11 protein-coding genes are annotated in these 14,409 nt (G+C 47.5%); 1 reads left to right on the top strand and 10 read right to left on the bottom strand.

The features are described 5' to 3' along the window. Positions 1–502 precede the first annotated feature (502 nt). The 10 genes from BDE36_RS12630 to BDE36_RS12585 all read right to left on the bottom strand — a co-directional run bounded on the left by BDE36_RS12630 (position 503) and on the right by BDE36_RS12585 (position 13,321). A complete protein-coding gene (locus BDE36_RS12630; protein WP_150309388.1) occupies positions 503–829 on the bottom strand; it encodes a hypothetical protein in 327 nt (108 codons plus the stop codon). 11 nt (positions 830–840) lie between these two features. Next, positions 841–6,174 carry a DUF6443 domain-containing protein gene (locus BDE36_RS12625; protein WP_141815156.1) on the bottom strand — a complete coding sequence of 1,778 codons (5,334 nt, stop codon included), beginning with the start codon at positions 6,172–6,174 and terminating at the stop codon, positions 841–843. Positions 6,175–6,201: 27 nt separating this feature from the next. After that, positions 6,202–6,597 carry a hypothetical protein gene (locus BDE36_RS12620; protein ID WP_141815155.1) on the bottom strand — a complete coding sequence of 132 codons (396 nt, stop codon included), beginning with the start codon at positions 6,595–6,597 and terminating at the stop codon, positions 6,202–6,204. Positions 6,598–6,757: 160 nt separating this feature from the next. Beyond that, complete coding sequence (locus tag BDE36_RS12615) at positions 6,758–6,988, bottom strand: HTH domain-containing protein (RefSeq protein WP_141815154.1); 231 nt, start codon at positions 6,986–6,988, stop codon at positions 6,758–6,760. A 56-nt stretch (positions 6,989–7,044) separates the two neighbouring features. Then, positions 7,045–7,581, bottom strand: coding sequence for a hypothetical protein (locus tag BDE36_RS12610; RefSeq protein ID WP_141815153.1), 537 nt, complete (start codon positions 7,579–7,581; stop codon positions 7,045–7,047). A gap of 4 nt (positions 7,582–7,585) precedes the next feature. Then, on the bottom strand, positions 7,586–8,800 hold the full coding sequence (locus tag BDE36_RS12605; protein WP_141815152.1) for a PilN domain-containing protein: 1,215 nt from the start codon (positions 8,798–8,800) through the stop codon (positions 7,586–7,588). 194 nt (positions 8,801–8,994) lie between these two features. Beyond that, a complete protein-coding gene (locus tag BDE36_RS12600) occupies positions 8,995–10,953 on the bottom strand; it encodes a type II secretion system protein GspD (protein WP_141815151.1) in 1,959 nt (652 codons plus the stop codon). Next, on the bottom strand, positions 10,953–12,386 hold the full coding sequence (locus BDE36_RS12595) for a GspE/PulE family protein (protein ID WP_141815150.1): 1,434 nt from the start codon (positions 12,384–12,386) through the stop codon (positions 10,953–10,955). The genes BDE36_RS12600 and BDE36_RS12595 overlap by 1 nt, the downstream gene beginning before the upstream one ends. Beyond that, a complete protein-coding gene (locus BDE36_RS12590) occupies positions 12,383–12,880 on the bottom strand; it encodes a hypothetical protein (RefSeq protein ID WP_141815149.1) in 498 nt (165 codons plus the stop codon). The genes BDE36_RS12595 and BDE36_RS12590 overlap by 4 nt, the downstream gene beginning before the upstream one ends. Before the next feature lie 21 nt (positions 12,881–12,901). Then, on the bottom strand, positions 12,902–13,321 hold the full coding sequence (locus tag BDE36_RS12585) for a prepilin-type N-terminal cleavage/methylation domain-containing protein (RefSeq protein ID WP_141815148.1): 420 nt from the start codon (positions 13,319–13,321) through the stop codon (positions 12,902–12,904). 239 nt (positions 13,322–13,560) lie between these two features. Here BDE36_RS12585 and BDE36_RS12580 point away from each other — a divergent pair, with 239 nt between their 5' ends. Further along, entirely contained in the window at positions 13,561–14,379 is an 819-nt protein-coding gene (locus BDE36_RS12580; protein WP_141815147.1) for a response regulator transcription factor, read from the top strand. The last annotated feature ends 30 nt before the right edge of the window (positions 14,380–14,409 follow it).

Here is a 14,409-nt window from a genome sequence, read left to right as displayed (position 1 = left end):
ATGTGCTATTGTCAATAAACCTTAATAGGACTCTATCCTTGTTGTGAATATAACACTCAATATCTGGTCTATTTGAAATTATAAGTTTAGCTGCATCTTCGGCAATTATGAGGTTTGGATAAATAGTAAATACGACTTGGGAAGGGCTTATAGCATATATAAGCTCTTCGTCAAGAATGCCCGTATTAACATCAGTTCTTGATAAAACGACCTGATTGTCGGTTAGTATAGGAAAAGAATCATTCATGATATTAATTATTCAACTCGTTTTACTTTAGCACCTTGTACGGTGACTCTCATTAGTACCTCCGATTCATTTACTCCCTGACTAGGAAAAGCAGCAGGTGTTTTGGTGCTGGATGCCCTGACCAGAGAGACTTAAAGCCAAAAAGCCTATGCACACTAAATTTCAAACACCTAATTCAAAGAAAAACTTTGCTTATCTTTAAAGTCCTAAGCCTGTTTACAACTTAAATCAGATAGTCGCTTTTTCAGGATGGAATCAAAAGTAAAAAAATATACCGGTTTGACATTTCAAGGCTTCCTCAAATAATGCCTTTATATTTCTGACTATAGAATATAAAGAATGATCATAACGTTTTTCATTGAAAATTTCACTACTGACCACTTTTTCTAAAGCCTCTTTATCAGTTATAGACTCATCTTCAAATTTATCTATATTCGCTCCGGTAAGTCTATTGATAGTTTCAAAAAAGCTGGTGTTTTCCAAATTTGAATAAATAGTGTCATCTATAGACATCTCTATAAGATCTCCTTCAATATTTTGATTGAAGTCCAATCGATGCAGTGCTTCCTCGTTCTTAGGCACACAAATTATCTTCATGGGTTATCTATATTTCTGAAATGAGTTACTTGGTTATACTCTGCTTGATTTCGTCCCATTTGTTTACCGTTTACAACTTTGTTATTTGGTACTTCTCCGCTCATATCTAAATATTGCCTTTTACCTGCTAAATTAGTGTCCTGTATTCTGAAATAGTCTCCTGAATTATCATAAACGACTTGAACTCCCGTCTCTGCATTATTGTAAATAGTTTTTTGCCCTTCTATTACTCCTTTTGCACCAGGTGTAAACTTTTCAATAGTAGCATCTAAACTCGCTCCTTCCCATTGAGAGGAATATTTAGCTGCACGTACCGCCCCGGCACCTGTACCAGCTGAAGCTTCCCTCGCAAATGTTTTCGCTACAGAACCAACAATCTTCCCAGCAGCAGCACCAACAGCGACTTCAGCTGCTAATGTTTTAACACCCTCGTTTGCCGCTTTTGTATAGGTAACATGTTTAGCTCCATGGGTATTCCCTGCATAATTGGCATTAGATATTGGATCAAGAACGCTATTCACAGTGGCTATCGCCGCCTTTACCATAGTTTTGGCAAAATTTGTCATTCCCTTATAAAAGGCAACCGACCCACTTAAAGAAAACATATCTAACCCTGGCCACATCCCATCAGGGTCAGTAAAACGGATAGGATCATCAAAGGTGTAGCTATAAGGCGACCACCTTCTTCCTTTCTCCGCCAACGGATCAACACTCGTCCATCTCCCAATTACCGGATCATAGAACCTCGCCCCATAATCATATTCATCAGTTAATACATCCTGTTTCTCCTTTCCATTGTAAAGATAATTATTTTTATTCCCTAGTGTATATCTTCCAACATTCAGTCCGAAGGAATAATACTCGTCTTCCTGTACCACTCGTTGGGTATTGTTGCCGTTGTCGTCTATAACCACCCTGGTATTGCCCAGATGATCTTTCAGGTTGTATTCGTAGGCGTAGCTGCCATCGCTTTTTCTGACGGCCCTGCCCTCTTCGGTCTGAATGAAATCGATCACTCCGTTGGTATACTGGATTCCTGCGATATAGTCCCTGGTCGTCCCTCCCTGTACCGACCGCAGTTTGTTTCCTGCTGCATCATACGTATAGGTGGCTGTCCCCGTTCCGCTTACCTGCGAAGGGAGGTTCAACTCGTTGTACGTAATGGTAACACCTCTGGTTCCGTCTGTGGTGGCATTGCCGTTGACATCGTAACCATAGCTTCCTGCCTTAAAGCCTGATACACTGCTTAAACGGTTTCCGTCGTAAAGGTATCCCAGCGTTCCGTAGTTTCCTCGGGTCAGGCTGGTGATGTTCCCCATCTTGTCATATACCAGCTGCTCGCCAAGAAGGTTATTGTTGTTATATACCGATGTGGTCAGACGGTTCAGGGCATCATACTGATAGGTGAACCAGCGGTTGCCGCTGTAGTCCCCCGTGTATTCCTGCTCCGAGATATTTCCGTTGTATTGTGCAGGGGCGCCTTTGGTTGGGCTGTTATACCTTAGCTTCAGGTCGAACTTCGGCGAACTGGATCCGCTCAGCCAGCCACGTTCGTTATACGTATAGGTGGTGGTCTGTAGCCCGTTATGCAGTTCCTTCTTCCACAGCTGGCCTACTTCGTTATAGTTATTCTTTGCCAGCAGCACTTCGGTTGCATTGTTGATACTCTCCCAGGTATGGGTCTTTCTTCCCATATGGTCGTACTGATAGCGCGTCCTGACCGTTACACTGTTTGAAGGGCTAGTGTGGTAGCGGATGACGGTTACGGGCTGGTCGGTAAACGTGTAGGTGGTCAGTACACTGTCTACCCCGCCCCGGTAGTTCTGGCTTTTGACCTGCATCACCCGGCCCTCGTCATCGTAAAAGGTCAGGCTGGTGAGCATGGTTGTTGTCCCCAGAACATTCGTCTTTGTTCCCGTCAGCAGGCTTTTGATCATCCGGCTCCGGGCTACCGGAAGGGAGCCAAATATAGTGCTGCCCGGAAAGGTATAGTCGTCGTAATAGTTCACGCTCAGCAGTTTGCTGTAGCTGGTGGGGAAAGTCCGGTTGGTATAGCCTTCTCCTGTACTGCCTCCCGTATACCTCTCCCAAAGGGTGTCGGTCTGGGCATCGGCTGTAGTCTGAAGTGAAGTACGCGTGCCGGTACTGTTCTGGTATTCCCCGCTCATCACCACCCGGCCCAGGCCGTCGTATTTGGTAAAGTTCCATTTGCCGCTTTGTGCCTGCTTGGGGTCCTGGCTCAGTACCACCTGATCGATCTTATTGTACACCATGCTTTCCCAGCCGTCCTTTCCCGGGATCTTCTTTTCAATCAGTCTTCTTCTCCCGTCGTAACGGTACTGATAGCCGTACTTGGTCAGGCGGGTATCGTCCATGCCCCCGTCGGGCTCTGATCCCGGAGGGAGCACGAAGCTCAGGTCGCCAAAGTCATCGTAGACGTAGTAGGTGGAATAAGGGGTGCTTTCATCCTTCCAGGTTCGTTTTAATACTACCTGTCCCTGTTTGTCTTTATATTCTTCTGTTGTGCCGGTTTTACCGCTTGTCCAGTTCTCATCTTTGGTGATAGTGAGGTACAACTGGCTAGCCTCATAGTTGCCCGTGCTGCTCAAAGTCCGCTTGTACCCCTCACCTGCGGTAGTCACCACATTGGCGTAGTATAACCGTACTGCCCGCTCTCCCGATGCTGTATTGGTCCCGTATTCGGTCTTTACTGTATGGCCGCTGCCGCTGATCCCGCTGGTGCTTAACTGCCATGGATTGCCCGGTGCACCCTGCTCTTCCACCCGGTTCAGCGGTGATGGCTCAAACCTCGTCTCGGCAAAGGGGGATGGAACAGCGCTTACTCCTGACCCTGCTGCAGGGGCGCTGAAGTAGGATGGCAAGGATGTTAGTGCGTTGGGCTTATAGCTTCCTGTATTGGATACATCGGCATAGCCCAGGTATTTCTTTGCCTCCCGCCCGAAGGCATCGTATTCATTGGGGACCACCAGGTCTTTGTCCTTCGCAGGTGCCCCTTTATACTGCACCGTCTGAAGGGGCCGTCCCAGTCCGTCAAAGTACTGGATGGTATGCTGAACTTCTGATGCATCTTTATTGCTTACGTCTACCGTTCCGTCAAAGGGTTTCAGCGGCGTACTCGTCAGGATATAGTTCTGGTCCTGGCTCGGCCGGGGGCCGCCTCCCGTTACGGCAAAGGTAATGGTCGTTGTGGCTGTTCCTCCGCTGCTCCTGGCCGTTATCGTGTACGTGGTGGCAGGGCTGACGGTGGTAGGCGTCCCGGAGATCGTCCCGGTTTCGCCGTTCAGGGTCAGTCCGGCTGGAAGTGCAGGGCTGATGGTGAAGGCCGGCGTGAGAGTGATCTTGCGGATCACGTTGCCTGCATTGTTGCCTACATAGAGGTTCCCCTGCGCATCACGGCAAATACCGAAGGGTCCGTTCATGCGCACCTGATCTCCCGTGCCGTTAACCACCCCGGCGGTGGTTGTTCCGGCAAGGGTGCTGACTGCTCCTGACGGAGTAACCTTTCTGACCATGTGGTTTAATTGGTCGCATACATAAAGAGTACCCGAGGGATCGGCCACAACCGCATTCGGCCAGTTAAAATAGGCAGCACTGCCTGTACCATTGACAAAGCCTGCTGTTCCGCTCCCGGCAAGAGTGCTTACTACGCCTGCCGGGGTGATCTTTCTCACCCTTTGTCCCTGCCGTTCCACCACATAGAGGTTGCCGGAGGCATCAAAGGTTAAACCGATAGGATACGTAAAGGAGGCAGAAGCTGCTGCTCCGTTTGTACTGCCCTGTACTCCTGTTCCGGCATACGTGCTCACCACTCCCGAGGGGCTGATCTTCCGGATCCGGTGGTTTTCCAGGTCGGCTATATACACGTTCCCTGAGGCATCCAGGGTAATGCCAGCCGGAGTCCTGAAGCTGGCCCCTGTTCCGGTACCTTCAGCGTAACCTGCCGTACCACTGCCTGCAAAGGTGGTCACTACCCCCGAAGGGCTGATCTTCCGGATCCGGTGGTTTTGCTGGTCCGTGACATAGAGTGTTCCCGATCCATCAACCGCCAGTGAGGATGGGTGGGTGAACCGGGCTGCTGTGCCTGTACCATCTGCATACCCGCTGTAGCCTGCACCAGCAAGGGTGCTCACCTGACCTGAGGTGCTGATCTTCCGGATACTATGGTTCCCGGCATCGGCTACATACACATTGCCGGAGGCGTCCGCTGCTACCGACAGCGGGTTATTAAACGTCGAGGATAACGCCCCTGTATTGGTCATGCCTGCCGAGCCTGTACCCGCGTACGTCGTAGTCGTATTTACCGATACGGCCGGAGCTCCCGTATTGGTCACATTGACCGACACCGGACTCCCCAGGGAAACCGCTGAAGGGAACGTATAGCTAATCTCTGGTATAGTGGGCAGCATACTCACATTGATCGTCGTGACGATATTGCCGGTATTATTGTCATTCCCTTCTGATACCACATAATAGCTGCCGGATGTGAGGGTCAATTGCAGATAGGCCTGTGAGCCCGGGCAAAGGGGGCCTGTATTATCATCGTTACGCGCTATCTCATTTCCATCGGCATCCAGAAGGTACAGGTAGGTATCAAAGCCGCTGCCGCAGTGCGACAGGGTTACCTGGGCTGTATTGTATAAAGTGAACCGGTAGTAGATATCAGTGCTGGGCTGCCCTATGTCGTTTTTCAGGCAAAGGTCTTCATTACTCATAGTATGGGTGAAAGACCCTGAACTGCTATAAATGCCCGCCCCGATATAGTTATACATATCCGCTCCCTGCGAGGGACTGCTGTACATGGTGCTGCTGAGCTCAAGAACATAGTCGCCGGTGCTGCCGCCATAGCCCTCCACTACCACATAATAGACCCCGGGACTGAGTCCTGGAACGTCCAGTTTGGAAGGCCTGCCACAGTCCGAATCGTCATTGCTGTTCACCCATTCCCCGTTTTCATCCAGTACGTGAACATAGGTGTCAAAGTTACTCCCGCAAAGGGAGATATGCACGTCCGTATAGTCTGAAACAGAAAAGGTATACCATACGTCAGGACCGGACTGTCCGTGGGCCTGGCCGGAGTTGTTATACTCGTTATAGTTATCGGAATAATAGATCCCGTTTGTATAGTTATTGTTCCGCGAGTCGGTAAACATGCCCCCGCAGGGACTTAAGGCCCCCGCATTGATGGGATCGTACATATGGGTTCCATCCTGGCTGTAGCTTCTGCCTGCTGTAAACAGGATCAGCAACGTCAATAGCGCCCCAACCATCCCCCTGAGGGACAGCATCGGTTTCTGGATAGGTGGCTTCATATAAAGCGTATTAGGATAAGTGCCCGTTTAGTCTTTTGGCGTAGTTTTTATCGCTTCCCTTTCCCCCGGTGGAATCATCTTTGATTGCTGATCGGCCGTTAGCAGCGTGCCCAGCTTCCGGTTTCGCTCGTCCATAAGGGCTTTGATCCGTACCCGGCGCGTTTCCATATCCACGTTCTTGTCGGCCTCCAATACCTTCATCCCGGCCTTATACTCAGCCTGTACCTTCATCACTGAGGCTGCTTTTGCTGAATCAACCTTTAGCGAGCGCCTGTAGAAGCCTAGTTGCTGCCTCTCCTGGTCTTTGGCACCTGGCATTCGTCGGTTAACCCTTATACTGTCCGCACGGGACTGGGCAGACGATGAACTAAAATTGAAAAAAAAGCCTGTGCTAACTGCAATAAAAACTAATAAAATCCTCATAATTAATATTTTATAGTTCCAAACAATGATCTTAACTCGTTATTGAAATATCTTCACACCGCTAACTTACGTCCTCACACTGCAACCATACTGCAGTGTGAAAATATTTTTAACTTTTTTTAATTCAATAAAAGGAAGCATAGGCTCAATCAAAATCCAGCTATTCCTCCATGAAGCCAAACCCGAATTTTCCTTTCTTTAGGTAGTAATAGGATCTGATCGTCTTTGAGTATCCGATGGGAGCTCCTGATGCCCGCATTTCATGAATAAAAGCATACAGCGTCCTTTCGGACATTTCCAGACGACGGGCTAGTTCGTCAGGCGTTCCTGTAGATTTGGAACGGATAAGATAATCAATACGTTCCAGGCGGTTAAACAGTTGTAAAAACATAGGGTTCAAGATTAATTGGTATTAAATCATTATTTTATTGTTCTATTTTGATTTCATTATTTCCTCACCCCTCCAAATACCACCTTCAAATGCAGCTTATCCCCTCCCTCTGCATTCATATTTTTCTCACGTTCAAACTTTGCCGAGCTTACAAAGCCTACCCCTTCCATCTTTTCCAATGTATCGAGCAAGGCCACCAGTTTGCGGTAGTCGCCGCCAAAAGAGATACTTTGCCGGAGCGTTTTCGTACTGCCTGTATCGGCAAGTGATTTCAGCAGGTCGGGTGTATACGAAACAGAGATCCCCTTAGCGGAAGCAGCGCCGGAAGCTTTCAGCCAGAGTTCATTTTTCCATCCGGCGGAATCAAGGGTATAGCGCGACACGAGTTGCTCCAGCACCCGCCCTTTTTGGTTCAGGTATGCCGGATTGTACGAAAGGTTGCTTTTGTCTTCATTCTTAAGGCTGAGCTGATGGTTCAGGGCTATGGCATCCGAGGTTTTGCGTAATGCAAGAGGCCAGGAAAGGATAAGCAGTAACAAGGCCCCTGCCAGTAGCAGGCGGTTCTTAATGCGGTAGTCCAGGTTCTTCAGCATCGGTTTAGTAGTTAATCGTTATTGTAAATTCTTGTGTATTGTCGTCCCCCGAAGGTGAGAAGCTGTCCAGGTTTACCTGCTTTGCCCAGTCCTTCCCCTTCAGGATGTAAATCCAGTTATTTAAGGCTGCAGGATCAGAAGCTTCTCCCCTGATCTTTATTTTTCCGGTATCATAAATTTCCTTCCTCTGTCTGCCTGTCTCGGTAACATTCATGGGATTAATCCCTATTTCCTTTAGTTTCAGGGAAGATGGAAGCGTTTGTCCCAGCTGGTCAGCGAGATAGGATAAGCGGATGCCCTTGTTCCATCCTAATTTCTGGAGTAACTTTTCATTCGATGCAATTTCCTTTTCGGTATGCTGCAGGTTCTCCAGGCTGGCTGAAGTTTGGCTTAACTGCGAAAGCAGCGCTTCATTTGCCGAATTAAAATAACTGAAGAGCACAAAATTGAGCAACAGAAGCACGAAAAAGCCAGAAAGAACAGCCACCGCCCTGAAGTTAAACCGTTGCTTCTGCTCAAACTCGTCGAGATGATGTTCAACCTCGGGCGCGGGCAGCGAAACCACCGGCAGCCGGGGATATAAGGCCAGCTGAAATGCTGAAGCATAGGCAATAAGGAACTGCCCGGGCAGCGCTTCTATACCAACTTTCAAAGGAAATTCTGATTTTTTTCCAGGTTCAAACCGGTATTCTGTCCAGTCCCATTCTTTAGTATACTGTACGCAATGCCCATCAAAACACAGCTCATCCCCATAGGTATTCAGCTGCCTCAGAACCGCAGATGCAGCAAACGGACCGGCTGTAAGCAGCAATACGTTCAACCCTTCTCCGGCAAAGGCTACGAGAATCTGGTCGCTTACGTCCCTGCGGATAATGGAGACAAAGGACAAGTCGCCGCTGATAAAGTTCTGTACATAAAACTGGTCCGACTGCAGATTCGGGAACACTTCGTTCAGTTTGTCCCTTCCGATCTCCTCTATCCTTGCCGTTTTTCGGATCAGCACTCCTTTCCCGGTAAGGCTCAGGGCAACAGGTTTATCTTTAGGAAGCTTCTTCAACAGCGAAGCAAGATCGCCGGAATACTCCGATTTGCTATCAATGTTCAGCAGATTCCCCGCAAGCGAAACCGAACAGGTCCTGCAGGCATAAGAGCCGTCGGGAAACAGGTGAAGTTCCACGCCTGTGCAGGAATTAAGCCATTGATATTTATCGAAAATCATGTTAGAGAAATCAGCTCTCAGCTTTCAGCCTTCAGCTTTTTTTATTGTTAGAGAAATCAGCTTTCGGCTATCAGTCGTCAGCTCTTTTATTAAACTACTATTATATTTTTGCAAACTACTCTCGTCTTGACACTTCTACTAAATACTTAGCACTCTCGTCTTGATACTTGATACTAGCCACTTGATACTAGTCCCTAGTAACTTATCGTCGGCTTGATAAACACCACCGTCACTACCTTACTCGTTGTCTTCTCGCGACTACTGAAAAACCATTTCAATACCGGTATCCGGGAAAGAAAGGGCACTCCCGACCCCGAATCACTGTTCTCCGTACGTTCCAGTCCCCCTAGTACGATCATATCTTCATTTCGCGCCCTGATGATCGATTCGAACTTACTGGTGGAAGTCGGCGGCGGAGCATTCAGGGGCGGATTGCCAATAAAGTCGGATATATCCACGCTGATATTCAATGTTACCTGGTCATCACCCGAAACGATCGGACGGATATCGATGCTTAAATCGGCCTTAACGGGGGTAAACTGTTCCGTTACCACCGTCTGAGGTGTAAAAGAACCCAACACATTCTGCGTTTTAGTACTGTAGTAACGCGTACTGCCAATACTAAGCTTGGCCGTATGCCCATTCAAGGTAGAAAGCTTCGGAACCTGCCTTACTTCGGCATTATTATTTGCTTCGAGAGCGCTTAATTTCAGATAAAAGTTAGGAGTAACGCGGCCCAGGTTAATGGAGTTATTCTTCCCTAAACGCGAAAGGAAATCGTTGATTGATTTCGCTCCGAATGTATAATCTATACCCGGGAAGATAGTACCTCCGCTTTTAGGTACGCTGTCAGAAACCGCCGCCTTAATCCCCGTACTTACCGTTTTCCCTTTGCGAACATCCATCAGGATCACCTCGATCAGCACCATCGGCACCAGCCGGTCTATTTGTTTGATATAATTCTCAATCTCCGTGATCTGCGGCGACGAACCTGATAAAAGCAGCGTATTCTGTTCCCTGAACTCTTTTATCTCCACCCCTTTGCGCCATTCTGTTGGGATCATTGCCTGTACCGTATCCACCGAGCGGTATTGCAGCTGGATCACCTTATTTGTGCGGAGCCCCTCCAGGCGCCGTTCTCCAATCAGGTAAACCCCGTTTTCCTCCCGGAAGGTATACTCCGTCCCCTGGAACATGGAGCTTAGAAAACCATTAAAAGTGATGTCTTTCACTTTGGTGGTAATGTTTCCCCGGATATCCGAATAGATAAAATAGTTAATCCCGGCTTCTGCTGATGCAGATTTCACAAGGTCGATAATAGAGGCATTGGCAGCATCCACACTCAGCAATTTTCCAGCTGCCGAGCTTTTCCCATAGATGGCAAAAGCTCCGCCTCCTGCCCCCCCGCCCTGAGAGGGCCTCAGGTTCCGGCGTACGTCTGTCTGCTTTTCACCATTAATAAAGAGTTCTTCATTTTCTCCCAGCCCTTCGAAAATATAAACGTTGTCGGCTGTTTTTGTCAGCTTCAGACTATTGGCATAGGCCAGCTTCTCAAGAGCAACATCAAAGGGCGCATCAGCGAAAAAAGCGGTTACCGTTTTATTAAGCAGCGGCACCGGAACAACGAGGTTCTTCTGACTCAGCTGTGTAATCTTCCGTGCTACCTGCCCCAGCGAATCATTGTTAAGCTCCAGGCTCAAGGTATTGCCCTGCCCATTATACCGAACCCTGATCTCACGCGGAGGAAGTGCCAGCCGCGCTTCAGGAACGGCCGTGACCGACATGATCGAGCCGATCACACTGATATCCAGGTTATGCTCTTTCGCCAGAAAGAGCAGCACATTATGAGCCGTTTCATTCGTAAAGTTATTATAGACCTTAAAGCTGAGCTGCGGATCAATATTAATATTGAGATTATTGGATTGCGCAAGCGCACGAAGAAACTCCTGCGCCGAAGCTCCCGACATTGAAAGCTGCACTTTCTGATTCATTCCCGGCACAGTACCGGCGAGCGACTTCAGTCGCTCTTCTATCAGGCGCATCCGCTCAGGCTGGCTATTCTGCTGCGCCAGAGCCACAGAATTTCCCAGCAAAATCAATAACAGGAAACAGATCCCCGCCCTTCCCCATTTCTTCACGTAAAGGTTTCTCATCAATAACTAAATAATAATGGATATATCTCTTCTATAGACGTTTCACCAGCGGCAAACAGCCCGAAAGCGTTTTCCGCCAGCGTTTTAATTCCTCGTTCCTTAAGCAGCTGATCAATTACCATATTCCCCTGTTTGATCTCCACCGACAGCTCCTGATCAACCGGTATTACCTCATATACAGCCTTCCGGCCCCGGTACCCGGTAAAATAGCATTCCTCACATCCGCGGGCAGTATAATGCTCGTCCACAGCGTAAAAAGGCCTGAACTGTTTAGGATACATCCCCGGTGATGCTTTAGCTTTCTGTTTGCAAGATGGACAAAGAAGCCGCACCAGACGCTGAGCCACCGTTGTGTTGAGGGTATTGGCAACCAGGAAACCCGGAATACCCATATCCATCAGCCTGGAGACAGTTCCCCAGGCTGAATTGGTGTGGATCGTTGATAAGACAAGGTGACCCGTCAGCGCTGCCCGTATGGCCATATTAGCGGTTTCTGTATCCCGTATTTCGCCCACCATAATCACATCCGGATCTTGCCTGAGGAAGGTTCGGAGCGCCGACGCAAACGTCAGTCCGATGCTTTCCTTCAGCTGCACCTGGTTAATGCCCTCCAGAGTATACTCTACAGGGTCTTCTATGGTGAGAATATTACGGGTTTCTTTGTTCAGTAATTTCAGTGTTGCATACAGTGTGGTAGTTTTCCCCGATCCCGTGGGACCGCTGATCAGCAGGATACCGTTCGGTCTCTTTACACCCTGAAGATAGTTTTCCAGGTCGAACGCCGAAAGTCCAAGGCTGTTCAGGTCGATATTCGTCGCACTGTTATTCAGCAGACGGAGTACCACCTTCTCACCGTGCAGGGTAGGTAATACCGATACGCGGATGTCGAAAGCTTCGTCGCTGCTTTTATAATGAATACGTCCATCCTGCGGAAGCCGTTTTTCGGCGATGTCCAGGTTGGCCATAATCTTGATCTTATTCACCAGCGCCGGGTACTCCTCTTTTGGCAGGAGATAACGCTCTACCATCATGCCATCTATCCTCACGCGGACCCTGCACTTATGCTCATACCTTTCGATATGGATATCACTACTCTTTAATCCCTTCGCCTCGCCGATCAGGTTCTCCAGAAATTCGTTTCCTCCTGTAATAAAACCGGCTACTTTCACATCACTGCGGCTTTGTTCCCTGAAATAGTAAGTGGACAATAACCTGTTTACTTCATCTTTACTGATTTTTTCAAGTGACACTGCCTTACCCAGTATAATTTCGAGTTCAGAAGAGAGAGCATATTCATCCGCCTGCTCGCTGCAATAGAATACCAGTTGATCTTCTTTCTGCTCCTTGGGCAGGATTCCGTAATGCCAGGCCTGCTCCCTGCTAAGCAGGTGAACAGCGTCGGGAGGAATGGTGATTTCGTTTAGGGAATTCATAAAGTAATAAAGTTCAGATACCAGTTATCAGAGGTTAAGTTAAACAATGTCGAGTTCCAGTCGGCCAGGGCGAGCCCTGCAAATAGCAAAGCCTGCACGCCCGCAAGAGGCACCTTATTTTTAGCCGGCTCGTTTTTCATTAGGGACAGCAGGGAAATTAGAAGCGCAACAATCAGGCTTCCCACATAAAACACAACGTAGTTAACCGGCGAAAGATAAAAAGCCAGGCAGAGAAGGAACAGAATGTCGCCCCATCCTAAAAGCCCTCTTGTGATATTCACTATCTTTCGCTGTTTAACCGAAAAGTAAACTGTCAGGATACCTAGTTGAAGCAGAAGGAAAGAAAGATTAAACACGCGATCCATAAGTAATGATTCCACTGGTGCACTTCCGGCAGAAATATATACCAGCAAAACCAGCAAGAGCGGGAAAGCAAACCAGGAGACCGCCCGGTAGCGCATATCCTGATAAAAGATGAATAAAAGGCAGGTCATAAGCAGTGTTTTAATCAACATCTAGTCGGCCGTTACCTCTTTCAGGTTTTTATCCTGATCGATCTCCCACACATTGTAAGTACCGTTACCGTTAAAGTCGGCCACCGCAGTAGCCCTCGCCACAAAAGCCGCAGGGCCGGATGTTACAATTTCGATACGATAATTTGCCCTTCCGTCTTTTCCGTCGGTAGTCAGTTTCTCCTGCACAAAACCAATCTCATTCAGATCGGAAGTATATTTTGATTTCTCGAAGAAGTAGTTTTTTTCCAGCGTATGCACATGCTCCAGCTGAAGTTTTGCCTCTGTACTTTTGGCTTTCGTTATCAACGGCATCAGGTTAGGTAGTGCAAGAAGAACCAGGATTCCGATGATCACCAGAACGATAAGGATCTCGGTTAAGGTGTAGGCAGCGACTTTTTTTGCGCAAATGTTCCTTTTCATAAAATTGACAAGTATTATAGCCTTAAATCTAAAGATCGTAACTGATATGAAAAAGATAATTTACACGAATGAGTACTTTTCGGTGATGAATCAAAAAAATAATCACAAATAAGAACAGAACGAGCTATTTCGAATATTTTTGCAACAAAAATGTTACATATAGAATTATTGAAGATCACTCAAAAAAAAAATTATCTTAGTTGCAGTAACCTATATGATTTACCTTTAAATCTATCACAGTGCTTAATTATTATATCCTAGGAGACAGTTCTACAGTAAACTACCTTACTGCAAGTATCCCACCTTTCTTATCAGTTGAATTCCTCGGTTCATCTACCGATCTCGGAGCTGCGTACAATCAGATACTGGTTAAAAAGCCGGACATGGTGTTTATCGATGAAGATCTTATCCATGTAGACGAGGAAAAACTATCCATGTTGCGGCAATCGTCTATGCTCGTATTTACTTCGGGAAGAGTGCAAGGAGATCCCAAAATGCGGTTTTACAATCCTGTGAGTAATCCTTCACCTAATTCTGCAAACGCCGACTATCCAGCGTTAACAGCCCGGCAAACGAAGGGAGACGGCAGCAGCATTTCCGTTCAGAACGATTCAGAAGAAGCCGACAATTATATTATTATCAGAACAAATTTCAGAAGTGCTGGCGGCACGCTGACGGTACTTATAAAGTTCTCCGATATCATCTATATCAAGTCCCTGGGGAATTACCTCCAGATATATACCGAAGGCAATAAGCACTTTACATCTCACATGACCCTGAAAGCCATTGCGGATAAATTACCGGCGCAGTTTGAAAGAATAAACAAAGCTTACCTGATCAACTTAGACAAGGTCACATCTATCGAAGGCCGTGACCACGTTATCTTAAATCAAAACGCCCAAAGCCCCATTCCGATCGGGTGTACTTATCAGCAACGTTTTGCAAAATGGAAAAAGCAATACAGGCCAAAACTTCCGGCAAAGAATATCGCAAGTATTGTTGGAGCACTGCACTATGTGCTACTTAACTTATCAGACTGGTGCGAATTTTATTTATGATAACGATGTTTATTCACAGGAGCAGTTAAG

The organism is Arcticibacter tournemirensis (genome assembly GCF_006716645.1).
GTDB classification, from domain to species: domain Bacteria; phylum Bacteroidota; class Bacteroidia; order Sphingobacteriales; family Sphingobacteriaceae; genus Arcticibacter; species Arcticibacter tournemirensis.
Note: the sequence above shows the minus strand (reverse complement) of the source record. Positions and strands in the feature narration are given on the sequence as shown.